The 18062-nt window shown below is 65.5% G+C and carries 18 protein-coding genes; 4 read left to right on the forward strand and 14 right to left on the reverse strand.

Going from position 1 to position 18062, the window contains the following annotated elements; genetic code table 11:
• Nucleotides 1-516: 516 nt before the first annotated feature.
• The 4 genes from M0208_RS00400 to wecB form a co-directional block, all read right to left on the reverse strand.
• Entirely contained in the window at nt 517-762 is a 246-nt protein-coding gene (locus M0208_RS00400) for a hypothetical protein (protein ID WP_258889776.1), read from the reverse strand.
• Between the two features lie 161 nt (nt 763-923).
• A complete protein-coding gene (locus tag M0208_RS00405; RefSeq protein ID WP_258889777.1) occupies nt 924-1724 on the reverse strand; it encodes a metallophosphoesterase family protein in 801 nt (266 codons plus the stop codon).
• Between the two features lie 65 nt (nt 1725-1789).
• Nucleotides 1790-3091, reverse strand: coding sequence for a UDP-N-acetyl-D-mannosamine dehydrogenase (gene wecC, locus M0208_RS00410; protein WP_258889778.1), 1302 nt, complete (start codon nt 3089-3091; stop codon nt 1790-1792).
• Nucleotides 3088-4209, reverse strand: coding sequence for a non-hydrolyzing UDP-N-acetylglucosamine 2-epimerase (wecB, locus tag M0208_RS00415; protein WP_258889779.1), 1122 nt, complete (start codon nt 4207-4209; stop codon nt 3088-3090). Before wecB ends, wecC begins: the two co-directional genes overlap by 4 nt.
• Before the next feature lie 122 nt (nt 4210-4331).
• Between wecB and galU the strand changes: the two genes are divergently transcribed.
• Complete coding sequence (gene galU, locus M0208_RS00420) at nt 4332-5201, forward strand: UTP--glucose-1-phosphate uridylyltransferase GalU (protein ID WP_258889780.1); 870 nt, start codon at nt 4332-4334, stop codon at nt 5199-5201.
• Here galU and M0208_RS00425 read toward each other — a convergent pair.
• The 7 genes from M0208_RS00425 to M0208_RS00455 form a co-directional block, all read right to left on the reverse strand.
• Nucleotides 5198-5944, reverse strand: coding sequence for a molybdopterin-synthase adenylyltransferase MoeB (locus tag M0208_RS00425; protein ID WP_258893129.1), 747 nt, complete (start codon nt 5942-5944; stop codon nt 5198-5200). The two genes, galU and M0208_RS00425, sit on opposite strands and share 4 nt — an antisense overlap.
• Nucleotides 5941-6315: a hypothetical protein gene (locus M0208_RS00430; RefSeq protein ID WP_258889781.1), complete on the reverse strand. Its 375-nt coding sequence runs from the start codon at nt 6313-6315 to the stop codon at nt 5941-5943. Before M0208_RS00430 ends, M0208_RS00425 begins: the two co-directional genes overlap by 4 nt.
• Before the next feature lie 8 nt (nt 6316-6323).
• Complete coding sequence (gene dut, locus M0208_RS00435) at nt 6324-6782, reverse strand: dUTP diphosphatase (protein WP_258889782.1); 459 nt, start codon at nt 6780-6782, stop codon at nt 6324-6326.
• A 43-nt stretch (nt 6783-6825) separates the two neighbouring features.
• A complete protein-coding gene (gene coaBC, locus M0208_RS00440) occupies nt 6826-8046 on the reverse strand; it encodes a bifunctional phosphopantothenoylcysteine decarboxylase/phosphopantothenate--cysteine ligase CoaBC (protein ID WP_258889783.1) in 1221 nt (406 codons plus the stop codon).
• Entirely contained in the window at nt 8043-9158 is a 1116-nt protein-coding gene (locus M0208_RS00445) for a hypothetical protein (protein WP_258889784.1), read from the reverse strand. The genes coaBC and M0208_RS00445 overlap by 4 nt, the downstream gene beginning before the upstream one ends.
• A complete protein-coding gene (gene ubiB / locus M0208_RS00450; protein WP_258889785.1) occupies nt 9155-10708 on the reverse strand; it encodes a 2-polyprenylphenol 6-hydroxylase in 1554 nt (517 codons plus the stop codon). Before ubiB ends, M0208_RS00445 begins: the two co-directional genes overlap by 4 nt.
• 148 nt (nt 10709-10856) lie before the next feature.
• Nucleotides 10857-11588, reverse strand: coding sequence for a class I SAM-dependent methyltransferase (locus M0208_RS00455; RefSeq protein ID WP_258889786.1), 732 nt, complete (start codon nt 11586-11588; stop codon nt 10857-10859).
• 47 nt (nt 11589-11635) lie between these two features.
• On the opposite strand from M0208_RS00455, the gene mutM reads away from it, so the two are divergent.
• The 3 genes from mutM to dnaA all read left to right on the forward strand — a co-directional run bounded on the left by mutM (nt 11636) and on the right by dnaA (nt 14611).
• Nucleotides 11636-12448 carry a bifunctional DNA-formamidopyrimidine glycosylase/DNA-(apurinic or apyrimidinic site) lyase gene (gene mutM, locus M0208_RS00460; protein WP_258889787.1) on the forward strand — a complete coding sequence of 271 codons (813 nt, stop codon included), beginning with the start codon at nt 11636-11638 and terminating at the stop codon, nt 12446-12448.
• Between the two features lie 113 nt (nt 12449-12561).
• Complete coding sequence (gene rpsT, locus M0208_RS00465) at nt 12562-12825, forward strand: 30S ribosomal protein S20 (protein WP_258889788.1); 264 nt, start codon at nt 12562-12564, stop codon at nt 12823-12825.
• A 400-nt stretch (nt 12826-13225) separates the two neighbouring features.
• Nucleotides 13226-14611 (forward strand): chromosomal replication initiator protein DnaA, encoded by a 1386-nt coding sequence (gene dnaA / locus M0208_RS00470; protein ID WP_408988124.1) that lies wholly within the window; start codon nt 13226-13228, stop codon nt 14609-14611.
• Nucleotides 14612-14902: 291 nt separating this feature from the next.
• Here the strand turns inward: dnaA and M0208_RS00475 are convergent, their stop codons facing one another.
• From M0208_RS00475 to murJ, 3 genes are all read right to left on the reverse strand, one after another.
• Complete coding sequence (locus tag M0208_RS00475) at nt 14903-15193, reverse strand: PspC domain-containing protein (RefSeq protein WP_258889790.1); 291 nt, start codon at nt 15191-15193, stop codon at nt 14903-14905.
• Nucleotides 15194-15445: 252 nt separating this feature from the next.
• A complete protein-coding gene (trpS, locus tag M0208_RS00480; RefSeq protein WP_258889791.1) occupies nt 15446-16468 on the reverse strand; it encodes a tryptophan--tRNA ligase in 1023 nt (340 codons plus the stop codon).
• 12 nt (nt 16469-16480) lie between these two features.
• On the reverse strand, nt 16481-18040 hold the full coding sequence (murJ, locus tag M0208_RS00485) for a murein biosynthesis integral membrane protein MurJ (protein WP_258889792.1): 1560 nt from the start codon (nt 18038-18040) through the stop codon (nt 16481-16483).
• Nucleotides 18041-18062: the final 22 nt, after the last annotated feature.

The raw sequence follows: 18062 nt of genomic DNA on the forward strand, positions 1-18062 counted from the left end.
TGAACCGTCAGATCACGAACCGCTTCGGGCCGATACTACGGGGCGGATCCTGCCGCCACAGCGTTGTTAAGGCGGTATTATCACGTTCCACAAACCGTGCCTTCGCAGGAGCATGATGTTAGTGGCACGGTCCGCGGACAGCGGGACGTCCGCACCCGAATACGGGGTCGTACCTTTTCCAAATGTGATGCGCGCGATAGTTGTGCCCCGAACATAAACCGTCCCGAAAGCGCGGCGTAGAGCCTGCTGTCCGGTCGATTGGACGCAGGCTTTGTTGGCGCTTCCTGCCCGTCATGTGCCGGACTTATCTCGGCATTCCTCAAGCAAAAACCAAGGCAGTTGCGATACCGTTGATACCGGAATAGGTCCGGCATGACGAACATGACGTCACCTTATCGGGTTCCTGCCGCTAAGGTTCGCCCGCTGCAGGCGAGGCGGCTGAACGTCCTGTTCAATCAAAAAGGCAAAAAAATAGCGGCCCGAAGGCCGCTATTCTCTTCAACTATGTCCGAAGACTTAGTTGCTGTCCGAATCGTCGTCGCTGTCGGCGATGATCACGATACCGGCGATCACGGCAGCAGCCGCGAGAACCGCAACGATGATGCCGCCACCAGCAGCCTTGTTCTTAGCCGAAACCGGAGCGCTTGCGCGCGCCGACTTCGCAACCGACAGACTTGCTGCCGGGTTGGCCGTAGCGGCCATAGCAGGAGCAACCGTCATGCTGACGGCGGCAACTGCCGCAAGATACTTTGCAATACGCATTGCGAACTCCCTTTTATTCGTCACGGCTCTACTGACACGATCGAAAACCGAACGCAACCGCTTAAACCGGGAACGTCACGTGACGTTCCAACTCGTCGCCGCGGCGCAACATTTTTTGCCGCCGAAACCCAATGCCTCGGAATGACCGAATTTAAAACCCCCTATTCAGCGAGGTTTGTCGATTTTTCGTTCAGCTGTGTCGTTTGGGCGGTCTGCAGGAACCAGCGTCGATCGCCCTCCAGCCCTATCGCAGTCAGCACCCCGGTTGCGTAGGCGCCTGTGTCTATCCCGATGCGGTGCGCAAGTTCTTCTACATCCGCGCGAATGGTGTGACCGTGCACCACGATACGTTCCAGCGCGCCCGAATAATCGAGAAAACGTTCGCGAATCCATCGCAGGTCGGATGGCTTTTGCTCATCGAAGGGTACGCCGGGCCGCACACCGGCGTGGACGAAAGCGTAATCGCCCTCCACGATCAGATCCTCCATAACTCCCAGAAACGCGCGATGCGATTCCGGAACGATCGTGCTGAGTTGTTCACTCAATTCTATATGGTCGAGGATTTGATACATCTCGGGAGTGACGCCATAGCTCAGCGCGGTTTCGTTACCACCGATGCGACAGAACAAGCGCGTCGCGCGTTCGTCCCCACCCAGAACCTGAAGCAGTATCTCTTCGTGATTGCCGAGCAGGCAGCGCGTATCGGGGCGGCTCGCGCACAAGGTGCGAACGCGCTCCACGACGCCAGCCGAATCGGGACCGCGATCAATGAGATCGCCGAGAAAGATCAGGCCTGTGTTCGCCTCCCCGCGCATCCGATCGTCCGCTGCGATCTGTTCGAGCAGATCGTCGAGAAGATCCAGCCGACCATGAACGTCGCCGATTGCGTAAAGGCGTCGACCAGCGGGAAGATCCCCGCGCGGCGTCGCCGGACGCCGGCGGGAAAAGATACGACCAATCATGCGGAAAGCTGCTGACTATAAAGCGCGCGCCATACATGCCGCATCGCGGCATCGCAACTTTCCGATCAGCTTGCCAGTCTAAGCGCTCCGGCAGCGTCCGGCGAACGACGTTGCGGCTGATCGGGCCAGATACCGCGCGTGTCGAGGACGTGCTTGCGGCTTCGTTCCTCCAGCGGGACCGAGCGGAACAGATCGTGGTCGACCAGCACCACCATGACCGAGCAACTTTCGATCGCGGAATCGAGGTCGATCAGGTGCGCGCCGGCACCGTCGAACTCAGCGGGCAGCATCACCGCATAGGGTTCGACGATTTTCACTCGGCTGCCGAATCGTTCCGCCAACGCTGCGGCGACCTTTAGTGCGGGGCTTTCGCGAAAATCGTCGATGTTCGCCTTGAAAGCGAGGCCTAGGCACGCGATCGACGCGCCGGGCATCGATTCAATCAGCGCGGCAGCCTGCGCGATGACGTGATCGGTCTTGCGGTCATTAACTTCGCGCGCGGTGCGGATCAGTGGGGTGTTCGCGCGGTCGGCGGCAACGAGGAACCAAGGGTCGACCGCGATACAATGACCGCCCACGCCGGGGCCGGGCTGCAGAATGTTCACGCGCGGATGGCGATTAGCGAGGCGAATCACCTCCCAAACGTCGACCCCCATCGTGTCGGCGATCAGGCTAAGTTCGTTGGCGAACGCGATGTTGACGTCGCGGAAGGCGTTTTCGGTCAGCTTCGTCATTTCCGCCGCGCGCGCGGTGGTGGTGACGCACGCGCCGCGCACGAAACGGCGATAGAAGCCAAGGGCTTTTCGCGCGCATCGCGGGGTGATGCCGCCGATGACGCGGTCGTTGTCGATCAGTTCGACCAATATGCGGCCGGGCAGGACGCGTTCGGGGCAATAAGCGATGGCGTAGTCTGCGCCGTCGGTGTTTCCTGGGGCCTTCAGATCTGGGCGGAGCCGAGTGAGCAGATCGCGGACCTGTTCGGTGGTGCCGACGGGCGAGGTCGATTCAAGGATCACGGTATCGCCCGCCTTGAGCACCGCGGCGACATTGGTCGCGGCTTTCAAGACATAGCCGATGTTGGGTTCGTGATTTTCCCCAAGCGGAGTGGGCACTGCGATGACGAACACGTCCGCCGGTTCGATCAATGTGGCGGCGCGCAGGTTGCCACGCGCGACGACACCCGAAACCAGGCCGTCGAGGTCGACCTCCTCGATATGCACCTTGCCCGAATTGACCGTATCGACGACGGACTGATGCACGTCGATGCCCAGCACCTGCGCGCCAGTCCGCGCGATCACCGCCGCGGTCGGCAGGCCGATATAGCCGAGGCCGAGGACGACAACCTTCAGTTCAACGTCGGAAATCATCGGCGACCAACCCCATTCGCAATCACGTGCGCGATTCGCTCGCTTGCGTGACCGTCGCCGAACGGATTGTGGGCGCGCGCCATCGAAGCGTAGGCGTCATTGTCGTCGAGAAGGGTTGATACTTCGGAAACGATACGATCTTCGTGCGCGCCGATCAGCTTTGCGGTGCCCGCTTCGACGCCTTCGGGGCGTTCGGTCGTGTCGCGCATGACAAGCACTGGCTTGCCGAGCGCGGGTGCTTCTTCCTGGACGCCGCCCGAATCGGTCAGCGCGAGGTGGCAGAGGCCGAGCGCGCGGATGAAATGCGGGTAATCGAGCGGTTCGATCCGCGCGACGTTCGGGCGGTCGCCGAGGATCGCATCCATGACGGACCCGACGTTCGGATTGGGGTGCATCGGGAACAGCAATGCGGTGTCGTCGCGATCGGCGATGCGGCGGATCGCGCGGGCGATATTCTCCATCCCGCCGCCGAAATTCTCGCGCCGGTGGGTGGTGACCAGCACGATGCGCTTTCCGGCAAAGCGCGCGGCGATGTCGTCGAGACCCGCGGCGAGCGACGGATCGTTCGAGATACGGTCACCGGTCCAGTGCAGCGCGTCGATTACGGTGTTGCCGGTAATGTGGACGCCTTCGATCACGTTTTCCCGGGCAAGCGCCGCGGCGGCGGTATCGGTCGGGGCGAAGTGCAGATCGGCGATCGGGGCGACGATGCGGCGATTCACCTCCTCAGGCCACGGATGATAGATGTCGCCCGAGCGCAGGCCTGCCTCGACGTGCGCGACTGGCACCTTGCGATAATAAGCCGCGAGCGCACCGGTCATCGCGGTCGCGGTGTCACCCTGCACGATCACGCGATCGGGGCATTCGGCGTCCATCACCTCGCCAAGTCCGGTGAGCAGCCGTGCGGTCAGCCGGTCGAGCGTCTGGCCCGGCTCCATCAGATCGAGGTCGATGTCGGGGGCGAGGCCTGCGATCCGCAGCACCTGATCGAGCAGCCCGCGATGCTGTGCGGTGACGCAGGTGCGCACCGTAAGGCCCGTCGTAGCGATCAACGCACGAACGACGGGGAACAGTTTGATAGCTTCGGGACGGGTGCCGAAGACGACAAGGATTTTCATGGCGTGCGGGATAGACGAAGCGTGCTTAAATCCGTGCTAACCGCATGGCAGAGGCCTAGAAGAAAATTGCTGCACCGCCGCATGACGGGTAATCGGACGCGGTCATCACAGGGAGATCATCCATGTCGTTCAAGCCGCTTCGCAAGGCTGTTTTCCCGGTCGCCGGTCTCGGCACGCGTTTCCTGCCTGCGACGAAGGCGATGCCGAAGGAAATGCTGACCGTCGTCGACAAGCCGCTGATTCAATATGCGGTGGAAGAGGCGCTGGAGGCGGGGATCGAGCAGATCATCTTCGTCACGGGTCGCGGCAAAGGCGCACTGGAGGACCATTTCGACGTGTCCTTTGAGCTGGAAGCGACAATGCGCGCGCGCGGCAAGAGCATGGCCGCGATCGACGGCATCCGGCAGAAGCCGGGGTCGCCGGTCTACGTCCGTCAGCAGGAGCCGCTGGGACTGGGTCACGCGGTATGGTGCGCGCGCGATATCGTCGGGGATGAACCGTTCGCGATCATCCTGCCCGACGAACTGATGGTCGGCGCGCCCGGTTTCATGGCGCAGATGGTCAAGGAATATCAGCGGCTGGGCGGCAACTTCATCGGTGCGCTGGAAGTGCCAGCGGAGGAAACCGACAAATACGGCATCATCACCCCCGGCGCGATCGACGGTCGCGTGACCGAGGTGAAGGCGGTGGTGGAAAAGCCCGCCAAGGGCACTGCGGCGTCTAACCTGATGACGCCGGGACGCTATATCCTGCAGCCCGAGGTGATGCGTATCCTCGACAATCCGGTGACCGGGGCGGGGGGAGAAATCCAGCTGACCGATGCGATGGCGCAGTTGATCGGCAAGCAGCCGTTTCACGGCTACACATTCGATGGCCAGCGCTTCGATTGCGGTGACAAGGCGGGGTATGTGCAAGCCAATCTGGCGCTGGCGCTGGCTCGCGACGATATCGGTCCGGCGGTGCGCGAGTTCGCACGCGGATTGCTGAACTAACAGGCTGGGCAGGCGGGGTCTTTAGGCACGCGCATGGAGCGGAACCGCCAGCTTAGGAGGTCGATCAGCAGCAGTTTTTTGGTGGGGTCTTCGCCGAATGGGACGATGCTGCGGATGCCCTCCAACGCGGCCATGCTGCCGAGGATGCCGGTGACGGGGCCGAGTACGCCGTCTTCGGCGCAGGTGCCGCCGTCACGATCGGGCGAATCGCCGACCAGGCAGCGGTAGCAGGGCTTGTCCGGCTCCCATCCGCGATAGACTGCGAGTTGGCCTTCAAACTGGCCGACCGCGGCGGAGACGAGCGGGATGCGCGCGGCCAAGGCGGTGTCGGCGACCGTAAGGCGGGTCGCGAAATTGTCGCAGCCGTCGATAACCACATTCGCGCCGGCAATCAGTGCCGCGGCGTTGGTCGCGTCGATCCGTGCCGCGTGGGCGAGCGTTTCGACATGCGGGTTGAGCCGCGCGATCGCGGCGGCGGCGGCGATCACCTTTGAGCTGCCGATGTCCGATTCGGTAAAGATCGTCTGGCGTTGCAGGTTGGAGGCGTCGACGTGATCGTCGTCGATCAGGATCAGGCGTCCGACGCCTGCTGCGGCGAGATACTGGAGCACGGGCGATCCGATCCCGCCCGCGCCGATCACTGCGACGGTCGCCTGCTTCAACCGCCGCTGTCCCGCGCCGCCCACCTCGCGAAGCACGATGTGGCGGGCGTAACGCGCAAGCTCGTCGGGCTGAAGCGTCAGGGCATCCACGAGAAGGTCACGGTGGTGCGGTACCAGCTGTCATGCGGGGGAGCGGCGACGTTGCTTCGCGCGAGCCGCGACACGATTCCAGAGGCATATTGTTCGACCGTCGGGCAGTTTATCGCGCGGGGCACGATCCGCCGCACGCGCCCGTCGCTGCCGACCAGCACCGCGAGGTCGACGCGAATGCTCGTGTCGTTGGACACGCAACGTCCTGCGCGAACCTCTTCGCGGACGAAATCCGACAGATCCGCGGCTGGAGGAGTCAGGCGGACGAAGGCGAGCTCGGCCAGGGTCGACCAGTCTGCGGGCGGCATGACGACGAACGGGATCGTCGCGGGCGGCACCTGGAGCGCCAGCAGTGTTGCCACGATCAAGCTCACTGGCCGGTCGACCCGAAACCACCGACGCCGCGGGCGGTGTCGTCCAGCGTCGCGACCTCGGCCAGTGCGGCACGCAGGACGGGAGCGGGGACGAGTTGCGCGATGCGTTCGCCGCGGACCACCTCGAACGGGGCTGCGCCGAGGTTGGCGAGGATGACCTTCACCTCGCCGCGATAATCGCTGTCGATCGTACCGGGTGTGTTGAGGCAGGTGATGCCGTGCTTCAGCGCGAGACCGGAGCGCGGGCGGACCTGAACCTCGAAACCCTCTGGAATGGCGATCGCGAAGCCGGTGGCGACGGCGTGACGGTCGCCGGGGGCGAGCGTCAGGTCTTCGGCGGCGACCACGTCCATGCCCGCGGCACCGTGCGTGGCGTAGGCGGGCAGCGGCAGGCCCGCGCCGTGCGGCAGGCGTTTCACGCTGATTGATATCGGGATTGAAATCGGGGAAGTCATCGGGCGCCGCCATAGCGTTCGCGGCCGGTTCTTGTCGAGCAGGTCAGGCGTCCAGCGCGTCGGCGATGCGGGCTGCCAGTGCGGTGGCGACCATCGTCTTGTCCATCCGCGACCAGCTTTCGACACCGGTGTCGGTGACCAGATGGACGGTGTTGGCGTCGCCGCCCATCACGCTTTGTCCGGGGGGGCCAGACACGTCGTTGGCGACGATCCAGTCGACGTTCTTGCGCGTGCGTTTGGAAGTGGCGTGGGGAATCACGTCTTCGGTCTCGGCTGCGAATCCGATCAGCAGGCGGGGGCGGTGGGGACTGGTCGCGAGCGTGACGAGGATGTCGGGGTTTTCGGTCAGGTGCAGGGTGGGGGTACCGCCCGCAGCCTTTTTGATCTTCTGATCGAGCGGGGCTTCGGCGCGCCAGTCGGCGACGGCGGCGACCATGACCGCCGCGTCGGCGGGGAGCGACTTTTCCACCATTTCCGCCATTTCTCGCGCGGTCTGGACGTCGATCCGGTCGACGCCTGCGGGGGTGGCGAGGGTCACCGGACCGGCGACCAGCGTGACCCGAGCCCCGAAAGCGGCAAGCGCCCCTGCGATGGCGAAGCCCTGTTTGCCGGACGAGCGATTGGCGAGATAGCGGACGGGGTCGATCGGTTCGTGGGTCGGGCCGGCAGTGACGAGAATGTGACGACCGCTTAGGCGCCCGATGGATTGGGCCGATGCTGGCGACGGTGCCGCGAAATGCGCCTCGATCGCGGCCAGGATGGCGGTCGGCTCGGGCAAGCGGCCGGGGCCGTATTCACCGCACGCCATCGCGCCCTCGTCCGGATCGTGGACCGTCACACCGTCGGCGCGGAGCTGGGCGATGTTCCTGGATGTTGCCGGATGGCGCCACATACGTACGTTCATGGCCGGGAAAGTGTGCACTGGCGTATCGGTTGCTAACAGCAATGTCGTCGCGAGATCGTCGGCGATTCCCGCCGCCATCTTGGCCAGCAGATCGGCGGTGGCGGGGGCGACGACGATCAGATCGGCCTGGCGGCTGAGCTGGATATGGCCCATCTCGGCCTCGTCCTTCAGATCCCACAGCGTCGTATAGACCTTGTCCTCGCTCAAGGCGGCGAGCGTCATCGGGGTGACGAAGTGGTGCGCGGCTTCGGTCATCACGCAGCGCACCGAATGGCCGGCCTTCTTCAGCAGACGCACCAGTTCGCTGGCTTTGTACGCCGCGATCCCGCCGCCGACGATCAGAAGGACGCGTTTGGTCATCGGGCGGTTCTTGTCACGGTGATGCGCCGCCTGTCGAGCGCCGCGCGGATCAGGTCGCGGACGCCGTCGACCGCAAATACGAGGCCGAGCGGGACGAGCGGCGCGACCAGCAACGCCCAGTAGAAGGTGTCGGTGCGGCCGAAAAGCGCGATCAGCGCGACATAGGCGCACAGGGTCGCGAACGCGCGGACCGCCAGCGGATCGCGCCATGCCGACCAGCCGACGATCGCGAGTCCCGCCAGCAGCGCTGCAAGCGCCGGGGGCGCGAGCGCGAGCGCGGTGGTCAGCGTCAGCGCCTTGATCGCGAAGCCGACGCCGAGCATTCCGGCCCAGCCGGGCGATGCCTGATCGAGCGGCCGGACGACGTCGGCCACCGCCTGCGCGTGAAGCAGCACCGCGACGGCGAACACCGCGGTCGCCGCGACCCAGCCGAACGCTTCGCGCCGCTCGCCTTCCACGAATGCCAGCACCGCCATGATGCCGACATACAGCGCGGCGGTTTCACGGATCAGCATCGCGGCGAGGCCGAGCGCGACCGCGGTCTGCCATCGACCGGGCCGTCGCGCGGCCAGCGAGAGGGCGATCAGCAGGCCCGCCCAAATTTCGTGAAATGCGACCAGTTCGACCTGGACCGCGCTGGCCATGCCCGCGGCGGCGAGCCCGACCGCGATCAGGTGGATCGTGGCGCGCTGGAAAACGCCGCCGAGCCGGACGTACCAGGCGAACAATGTGCCGACCGCCAGCGCGTACAGCAGCAACGCCGCCGCGACCGGCGACATTCCGGCCTGCACCGTAGCCAATGTCGGGAGGCGGAAGGTGACGAACGGGCGCATCGGATAACCGCCCGTACGAAGTGCGTCGGCTGCGACGAGATAGTAATTGCCACCGTGGCGCACGCCCTCGACGATCGTTTCGTACAGGATTTCATCCGCACGATCCTCGCCCCGTGCGGCGGGGTCGCCGCTGACGGGCGGCGGACCGGGGGTGGCGAGCGAGGTCAGCGAGGCGAGCAGCAGAACCGCGAGCGCGGCGAGCAGCCAGCGCGCGCGCAGCGATGGCAACCCGGCATAGCGGGAGGGCCGCGCGAGCCACAATGGCGCGCTCGGGCTCACCACCAGACGATCGCCAGCGTGGCCGCGCTCGCCACGGCCGCGCCCACCAAACCGGCCGCGGCATAGCGCCAGCCGCCGCCGATGCGGACGACCTGGATATCGCGCAGCGGCGGGGCGGGGGGCGCGCCGCCGGGGGCGGGGAAGCGCGCTTCGATCCGGCGGACGAGATCGGGCAGGCGGGTCAGCAGCTTCATGTCCGCGATCAGCCGGTCGGCGATCGCAGCCTCAGGCCCCAGTTCGGTCCTGATCCAGTCCTCGACCACCGGCTGTGCCGTGTCCCACAGGTTGATGTCGGGATCGAGGCTGGTCGCGACGCCCTCCACCATCACCATCGTCTTTTGCAGCAACAGCAGGTGCGGCTGGGTCGCCATGTCGAAATCGCGCGTGATCGAAAAAAGCGAATCGAGCATCATGCCGATCGACATTTCCTTTACCGGCAGGCCGCGCATCGGTTCGCCCACCGCGCGCAGGGCGGTGGCGAATTCGGCGACATTGTGGTGCGCGGGAACGTAGCCCGCCTCGAAATGAATCTCGGCGACGCGCCGGTAATTTCCGGTGATCAGGCCGTAGAGGATTTCCGCCAGCCATACGCGGGCACGCTTGTCGATCCGGCCCATGATGCCGAAGTCGATCGCCGCGATCTTGTTGCCCTGAACCGCGAACAGATTTCCTTGATGAAGGTCGGCGTGGAAAAACCCTTCGGCGATCGCCTGTCGCAGGAAGGCGTGGACGAGCGTCTGGCCGAGCGCGGGGAGGTCGTAGCCCGCGGCGATCAGCGCGGCGCGATCGGACAGCTTGATCCCGTCGACCCATTCCAGCGTCAGCACCTTGCCGGTGGTGCGTTGCCAGTCGATTGCGGGAACGATGAAGCCGGGTTCGGCGGTCATCCCCTCGGCCAGTTCGGACGCTGATGCGGCTTCTCGCCGCAGGTCGAGTTCGCGCGCGGTCCAGCGTTTGAACGTCTCGATCACCAGCCGCGGCTGGAGCCGCGCGATTTCGCCGCCGCCCCCTTGAAGACTCAGCGCCTCGATCTGCGCCGCGGCCCATTCGTAGGTTTCGATCGCGCGCGCGAATTCCTCCTCGACATGCGGGCGCAGCACCTTGATCGCAACGTGACGGCCTTCTGTGGTGACCGCGCGGTGGACCTGCGCGATCGAGGCGGCGCCGACCGGGATTTCGTCGATCGAGGCGAACAATTCCTCGGGAGGACGGCCGAAGCTGATCGTCATCTGTTCGTGGATCGCGGCGAAGGGGATCGGCGGCACCGCGTCCTGCAATCGCATCAGGTCATGCGCCGCGGCCTCTCCGACGATGTCGGGACGGGTGGCGAGCGTCTGGCCGAATTTGATCGCGGCGGGGCCGATCGCCTGGAACGCGTCGGCGTAGCGCGGGATTGCAGGCGCGCGCGCGCCGAGTTGCGCGAGGCGCAGGATGCGACGGAGGTTTGGCGGGGTGTTCGGGTCGCGTTCCAGCCCGCGCAGCGCGCCGTGGCGGGCGAGCGTGCGGCCCCATTTCAACAGCCGCCACGTGTGGACGATGGGGTGGGTCACCGGGAATTCCTCCCCGGTACGGGGAGGGGGACCGTCGGCGAAGTCGATGGTGGAGGGGCAGCCGCAAGCGACAGCCTTGCTGGGCTGCCCCTCCGTCGCGCCTTCGGCGCGCCACCTCCCCGTGCCGGGGAGGACTTTGTGGAGGGCATCAAATCTTCCAGCCGCTGTGGATCGCGACGAGGCCGCCGAGCATCGGTTCGACCTTCGTCTGCACGAAGCCGGCGTCGCCGATCATCGCCTGAAACGTCGGCATATCGGGGAAGCGGCGGATCGATTCGATCAGATAGCGGTAGCTGTCGGCGTCGTGCGCGAGGAGCTGACCGAGTTTCGGCACGATCTTGTGCGAATAAGCGTCGTAGACTTCGCCGAAGCCGGGCCACAGCGTCGTCGAGAATTCGAGGCAGAAGAAGCGTCCGCCGCGGCGGAGAACGCGGTGGGCTTCACGCAAGGCCGCAGCAATGTCCGTCACGTTCCTGATCCCGAACGCGATCGTGTAGGCGTCGAAGAAGCGGTCGGGGAATGTCAGCGTCTCGGCATTAGCTTCGGTCCAGACCAGGCCGTCGATCCCGCGGTCCTGAGCGCGGCCCATGCCGACTTCGAGCATGGCCGGGTTGATGTCGGCGACGGTCACCGCGGCGCCTGATTTGGCGAGGCGGAATGCGATGTCGCCGGTGCCGCCCGCCATGTCGAGAATCTGTTCTGCGGCGCGCGGTTTGACGCGCGCGACGAAGCGGTCCTTCCACAGCCGGTGCATACCGACCGACATGGCGTCGTTCATCAGATCGTATTTCGCCGCGACATTGGTGAAGATCCCGCCGACGCGGGCGGTCTTTTCGGTCGCGGGGATGTCTTCGTAGCCGAAGGAGACGGTGTCGCTCATGGGAGGTGGCTCTAGCCGCGCGTCGGTCGGGGGGCTAGGGGGCGCAGGTGCCCGAGCTCCCCGAAGTCGAGACCACCGTTCGCGGGCTGACGCCGGTGCTGGAGGGCGCGCGGATCGCGTCGCTGGAGTTGCGCCGCGGCGATCTGCGGCGGCCGTTTCCGGAGGATCTGCGGCAGCGGATGACGGGGGCGACCGTCACCGCGCTGTCGCGGCGCGCCAAATACGGGCTGATCGATACCGATCGCGGCGACACGATGATCTTTCACCTCGGCATGTCGGGGCGGTGGCGGGTCGATCCGGGCGAATTGCTGACGCACGATCATCTGTTGATCGAGACCGACGCGGGGCGGCGGCTGGCGCTGAACGATCCTCGGCGGTTCGGGTCAGTCGATCTGTGGCCGACCGTGGGGCTGCCCGCGTGGCCGCCGTTTGCGGGGTTGGGGCCGGAGCCGCTGGGGCCGGATCTGACGGGGGCGTATCTGCACCGGGTGCTGGCCGGACGGCGCGCGTCGATCAAGCTGATGCTGCTCGACCAAAGGATCGTCGCGGGACTGGGCAATATCTATGTGTGCGAGGCGCTGTATCTGGCGCGGATCAAGCCCCAGCGGGCCGCGGGGCGGATTTCGCGCGTGCGGCTCGATCGGCTGGTGGAGGCGATTCGCGCGGTATTGTTGTCGGCGATCGAGGCGGGGGGATCGTCGCTGCGCGACTATGCGCGGCCCGACGGCGAGCTGGGGTATTTCTCGAAGCAATTCGCGGTTTACGGACGTGAGGGGCTGCCGTGTTCGTGCGGCGGTGTCGTCGCGCGCTACGCCGAGGGCGGGCGGTCGACGTTCTGGTGCCCCGCGTGCCAGAAGTGACGGCCAGCGCGGTTGACCAAATCACCGACGCTCGCTAAGGGGCACGGCTTCGAGGGCGTAGGGATTTCCCGCCGCCCTTTTTTCATCGACCTTCATTATTCCCGAGGACCAGCATGGCGAACACGCCGCAAGCCAAGAAGCGCATCCGGCGCAACGATCGCCGCGCCGAGATCAACGGAGCGCGCGTGACGCGCATCCGCACCTTCGTGAAGAAGGTCGAAGCGGCGCTGGCGGCGGGCGACAAGGATGCGGCCTCGACCGCGCTGGCGCAGGTGCAGCCGGAACTGGCGCGCGGCGTTGCGCGGGGCGTGATGCACCGCAACACGGCGTCGCGGAAGTTCTCGCGCCTGACCAAGCGATTGACCGCCCTCGCCTGAGCGAAAGTTCAGTACCGAACGGGTTAGCCCGCCGGACTATTCCGGCGGGCTTTTTCGTGCGTGCGCCGGATCGGCCGAAAAACGCAGGAGTCACCGCGATTCGCGGATTTCGCGATCCGGCGGAGTTCTGGAATCGCTGCATGAAAACAGTGGGTTGTAAGTTTTTCGACGGATTTTCGCGGCTGGTGCGAGTCAATCCGCTTTATTTCAAAAATGTGGCGTTGCGCGACTCAATCGGATGTACCTAAACCAGTGATGTCGCGTCGGCGTTCGCCCACGCGTCCACAATTATCGTCGTAGCCGTGCGTGGCGGGGGCCACATCCGGGGGACAGTTTTGCCGTCTGAACATCGCCGACGGGACACGTACGTCCCGCAGGCCGGGGAGAAGTGCGCGTGGCGTTGACGGAGCGGATCGAACAGACGAGCGAGGTGGCGCGGGCCTGGAACCGCGTGCGCGCTCATCTGCGCGAATCGGCCGGCGCGCGATTGTTCGACCAGTGGCTGAAACCTATCGAACTGGTCGAAACGGGCGACGCGGACAATGTGCGGCTCAGCCTGCCGTCGGCGTTCATGACGAACTGGGTGCGCAACCACTACGCCGACCGGCTGATGCACGAGTTCCGCGCGATCCTGCCGCACATCCGGTCGGTGACGATCGACACCTCGCGGGCGGGCGATGCGCCGGTCGTGTTGAGCGTTCCCGCGCCGGTCGCTGCAGTGATTCCGATCACGCCGGGGTTGGCTTCGGCGGCGGCGATCGAGCAGCCGGTTCTCGATTCGCGCCTGACGTTCGACCGGTTCGTCGTCGATGCGTCGAACAAGGTCGCGTTCAACGCCGCCAAGGCGCTGGCCGAGCCGGGGCCGGTGCGGTTCAGCCCGTTGTTCCTCCATTCGGGGACGGGGCAGGGCAAGACGCACCTGATGCACGCGATCGGCCATGCGTTTCTCGCCGCGCAGCCGGATGCGCGCGTGCTGTGCATGTCGGCCGAACGGTTCATGTTCGATTTCGTGTCGGCGCTGCGCGCGCGCGATACGTATGCGTTCAAGGCGCGGCTGCGCTCGGCCGACCTGCTGCTGATCGACGACCTGCAGTTCATCGCGGGCAAGGACGCGACGCAGGAGGAATTCTTCCACACCGTCAACGAGATCATGGCGGCGGGAAAGCGGCTGGTGATTTCGGCCGATCGCTGCCCGCAGGCGCTGGAGGGCATCGAGCCGCGGATCATCGGGCGGATGGCGATCGGGCTGGTCGCGGACATCAAGCCGCCGTCGATCGAGCTGCGCCGCGCGATCCTGACGCGGAAGCTGGCGGATATGCCCGATGTGACGGTGCCCGCCGAGGTGCTGGACCTGCTGGCCGCGCGCATCCACGCCAATATCCGCGAGCTGGAAGGCGCGCTGAACCGCGTCGTCGCCTATGCGCAACTGACCGGCGACGCGATCGACACGGATTTCGCGGTGGCGACGCTGGGCGAGGTGTTGCGCGGCAGCCAACGGCGCGTGACGATCGACGAGATCCAGAAACTGGTGTCGACGCATTTCGAGCTGAAACCGCTCGACCTGATTTCCGCCCGACGCGCGCGGGCGGTGGCGCGGCCGCGGCAGATCGCGATGTATCTGGCCAAGCGCCTCACGACACGCTCGCTGCCCGAGATCGGGCGCAAGTTCGGCGGGCGCGATCATTCAACCGTCATCCACGCCGTCCGCCGGATCGAGCAACTCCGAGACACCGACCGCGAGGTCGATGGCGCGGTGCGCGTGCTGATGCGCGAGCTGGACGGTTAAGGCCGGATCGGCATTCTCTGCGGCGTTGAGTAGTATTCACGCGAAGGCGCGATGACGCGAAGAAGATTGATTCGCGCAGAGGCGCGGAGACGCAGAGGGGATTTGCTCGGGCCGGCAGGTCTAAACATCTCGCGCCGATTACGATCCACGGTCCGGCTCGATTGATTGGCTGCGCCAAGTCGCACTTTCTCTGCGCCTCCGCGTCTCCGCGTGAACCAATCTTTCTTTTCTGCTGCAAGGCTTCGCGGCTTCGCGTGAATCGCATTTACCAGGCCCAAATGTCGATCCGTTTTAAGCCGCTTTGCGGAGCGGTTCGAGTTCGGCTTCGTCCTGTCCGGTGGCGACGACCGGCGCGGCAGGCGCGACGATCTTCTTTTCGGTCGGGACGATCAGGCGGCTGACCAGCACGATCGCGCCCATCACGAAATAGCCCGCGATCACCGCTTCGAAGGCGAACAGCAGCCCGACGCCGAGCGCGAGGCGGAGCCAGATCGGGTTGAAGCCGAAATCCTCGCCCAGCGCGGCGCAGACGCCGAAGAGGTTGTCCTTGTGGCCGGCGGCGGGTGTTGCGGGGTTCTGCATGATCTGGCTCCGGGTGTGATGCGCGGAGCTTTGCAGGAGCGGTGCCAGTTTGTTATAAGTTTGATATATAACGATATCTGGCAAATCGTTTCAGCGGACCTAGGAGGACTGCGGCGGTTTTCGCCAACATTCGGCTCAAATCACCGCCCGTCATCCCCGCGCAGGCGCGGATCCATAATCGCGGCGTTCTCGGTGCCGTCGCGCGTTTGGCGACTATGGATTCCCGCCTTCGAGGGAATGACGAAGGATTAGTCAGGCTAGGAGGCCCATCGCTTCCTGCGCGGCCTGCAGCGTTGGCGCGGCCAAGTCCCGCGCCCGTGCCGCGCCCTTCTCCAGGATCGCGTCGATCGCGCTGGGGTCGGCGAGCAGGCGGGTCAGTTCGTTGCGGATCGGGCCTAGCTTGGCGACTGCGAGGTCGGCGAGCGCGGGTTTGAACGCACCGAAGCCCTTGCCTGCGTAATCGGCCAGCACGTCGGCGGGGGTGCGGTCCGACAGCGCGGCAAAGATCGCCAGGAGGTTTTTCGCCTCGGCGCGGCCGTCCAGTTCGTCGACGCTCGCGGGAAGCAGGTCGGGGTCGGTCTTCGCCTTTTTGAACTTGTCGGCGATCACGTCGTCGCTGTCGGTCAGGTTCACGCGCGATTGTTCGGACGGGTTGGATTTCGACATTTTCGCGTTCGCATCGCGCAAGGACATGATGCGTGGGGCGGCGGTGCTGACCAAAGGTTCGGGCAGCGTGAACAGATCGGTCTGGTAATCGAGGTTGAATTTGGCCGCGATGTCGCGGGCGAGTTCCAGATGCTGTTTCTGGTCGTCACCGACGGGGACGTGGGTGGCGTTGTAGAGCAGGACGTCGGCGGCCATCAGCACGGGATAATCGTATAGGCCGACGCTGGCGCCTTCGCGGTTCTTCCCGGCCTTGTCCTTGAACTGCGTCATGCGGTTGAGCCAGCCGACGCGCGCGACGTTGTTGAGCAGCCAGGCAAGCTCGCTGTGCGCGGGGACGCGGGTCTGGTTGAACAGGATCGAGCGGTCGGGATCGATCCCGGCGGCGACCAGGGTGGCGGTCACCTCGATCGTGTTCGCGCGCAGATCGGCGGGGGTGATCGGCTGGGTCAGCGCGTGGAGGTCGGCGATGAAATACATCGTCTCCCCGCCGCCAGCCTGAATGTCGTCCTGCATCGCGACCCATTGCTTCACCGCGCCGAGATAATTGCCGAGGTGGAGATTGCCGGTGGGCTGGATGCCGGAAACCACCCTTGTAGATTTTGGGCGCATTTAGAACGAACCTTATCGACGGATGAGCCTGCGCACATCGGCCACGCGGAAGGCGCCGAAGACGAAGGTGGCGGCGAGATAGACCAACGCGCCCGATGTCACCAGCGCCAGCATCGCGCCCCAGCGTTCGACGCTGGTGCCGGTCGTATAGGGCTTGAGCGGCGCGTTCGCGAACCACATTACCGCGCCCATCAGCAGCGCGGCGAGCGCAAGCCGCCACGCTCGGCGGGTGAGTTGGGCGTCGGCGACGAAATGCCCGCGCTTCACGAGAGTGCGCCACAGGAGCGCTACGTTGAGCGTCGAGGCGAGCGCGGTGGCGAGCGGTGGTCCCATATGCTGCAGCGGGACGATCAGCGCGAGATTGAGGACCAGGTTCGCGACCATCGACATAGTGGCGTAGCGCACCGGCGTGCGCGTGTCGGAGCGCGCGTAATAGCCCGGCGTCAGCACCTTCACGAGGATGTACGACGGCAGGCCGATCGAGAAGGCGGCGAGCGCCTGCGCGGTGAAAAAAGCATCCTCTGGCGTGAACTTCCCGTGCTGGAACAGCGCCGCGACGATCGGCTGGCCGCAGATGACGAGCGCGACGGTCGCGGGTAGGGTGAAGAACAGCGCCATCTCCAGCCCGCGATTCTGCGTCCCCATCGCTTGCTTCTCGTCACCGCGGCCGAGTTGCGCCGAGATTGTCGGGAGCAGGACGGTGCCGAGACCGATGCCGATCAGTCCGAGGGGGAGCTGGTTCAGCCGGTCGGCGAAATAGATGTAGCTGACCGATCCTGCGGACAGCAGGCTGGCGGCGAGCGCGGTCGAGACGACGAGGTTGATCTGCACCGCCCCCGCGCCCGCGGCGGCGGGCCAGATCAGCGACAGGAGCCGCTTAACGTCAGGCGTCAGGCTCGGGCGTTTCAGCTTCAGCCGCACGCCCGCGCGGCGGCAGGCCCAGATCAGCCACAGGAGTTGCAAGCCGCCCGATACGGTGACCGCGATCGCCTGATTACGCGCGGTCAGCAGCGGATCGGCGTGGTGGAACAGCAGCAGCGCCGCGATGAGCGTCAGGTTGAGCAGGATCGGCGCGGCGGCGGCGACCCAGAAACGGTGCAGCGAATTGAGGATGCCGCCGAGCAACGAGACGAGGCTGATGAGCAGCAGATAGGGGAAGGTGATCCGAGCGAGTTCGACCGCGAAGGCGAATTCGGCGGCGTTCGCATCGTTGAAGCCGCCCGACAGCAGCCACGTCACCGGCCACGCGGCGATCTCCATCACGACGGTCATCGCGATCAGCACCGGGAGCAGCACCGACAGCGCGGCCTGTGCGAAGGTAATGCCGTCCGGCAGGCCCGCGCCGTCCTTGTCGTTCACCTTGCGATTGAACATCGGGATGAACGCCGCGCTGAACGCGCCCTCCGCGAACAAGGCGCGGAACATATTGGGCAGGCGGAACGCGATCAGGAACGCGTCGGACGCGAAGCCTGCGCCGACGTAGCGCGCAAACAACGAATCGCGGACGAGGCCGAGGATGCGGCTGGCCAGGGTGAGGCCGCCGACCGATCCGAGCGCGCGGGCGAGGTTCATGCGTGGGGGCCGGTCATGCGTC

The sequence above is a fragment of the Sphingomonas sp. SUN019 genome (assembly GCF_024758705.1).
Classification (GTDB): Bacteria; Pseudomonadota; Alphaproteobacteria; order Sphingomonadales; family Sphingomonadaceae; genus Sphingomonas.

Excerpts from the sequence above, each read along its gene's own strand:
- M0208_RS00400 (WP_258889776.1), bottom strand. The coding sequence starts at position 762 with ATGCGTATTGCAAAGTATCTTGCGGCAGTTGCCGCCGTCAGCATGACG.
- M0208_RS00405 (WP_258889777.1), bottom strand. The coding sequence starts at position 1,724 with ATGATTGGTCGTATCTTTTCCCGCCGGCGTCCGGCGACGCCGCGCGGG.
- wecC (WP_258889778.1), bottom strand. The coding sequence starts at position 3,091 with ATGATTTCCGACGTTGAACTGAAGGTTGTCGTCCTCGGCCTCGGCTAT.
- wecB (WP_258889779.1), bottom strand. The coding sequence starts at position 4,209 with ATGAAAATCCTTGTCGTCTTCGGCACCCGTCCCGAAGCTATCAAACTG.
- galU (WP_258889780.1), top strand. The coding sequence starts at position 4,332 with ATGTCGTTCAAGCCGCTTCGCAAGGCTGTTTTCCCGGTCGCCGGTCTC.
- dut (WP_258889782.1), bottom strand. The coding sequence starts at position 6,782 with ATGACTTCCCCGATTTCAATCCCGATATCAATCAGCGTGAAACGCCTG.
- coaBC (WP_258889783.1), bottom strand. The coding sequence starts at position 8,046 with ATGACCAAACGCGTCCTTCTGATCGTCGGCGGCGGGATCGCGGCGTAC.
- M0208_RS00455 (WP_258889786.1), bottom strand. The coding sequence starts at position 11,588 with ATGAGCGACACCGTCTCCTTCGGCTACGAAGACATCCCCGCGACCGAA.
- rpsT (WP_258889788.1), top strand. The coding sequence starts at position 12,562 with ATGGCGAACACGCCGCAAGCCAAGAAGCGCATCCGGCGCAACGATCGC.
- M0208_RS00475 (WP_258889790.1), bottom strand. The coding sequence starts at position 15,193 with ATGCAGAACCCCGCAACACCCGCCGCCGGCCACAAGGACAACCTCTTC.
- trpS (WP_258889791.1), bottom strand. The coding sequence starts at position 16,468 with ATGCGCCCAAAATCTACAAGGGTGGTTTCCGGCATCCAGCCCACCGGC.
- murJ (WP_258889792.1), bottom strand. The coding sequence starts at position 18,040 with ATGAACCTCGCCCGCGCGCTCGGATCGGTCGGCGGCCTCACCCTGGCC.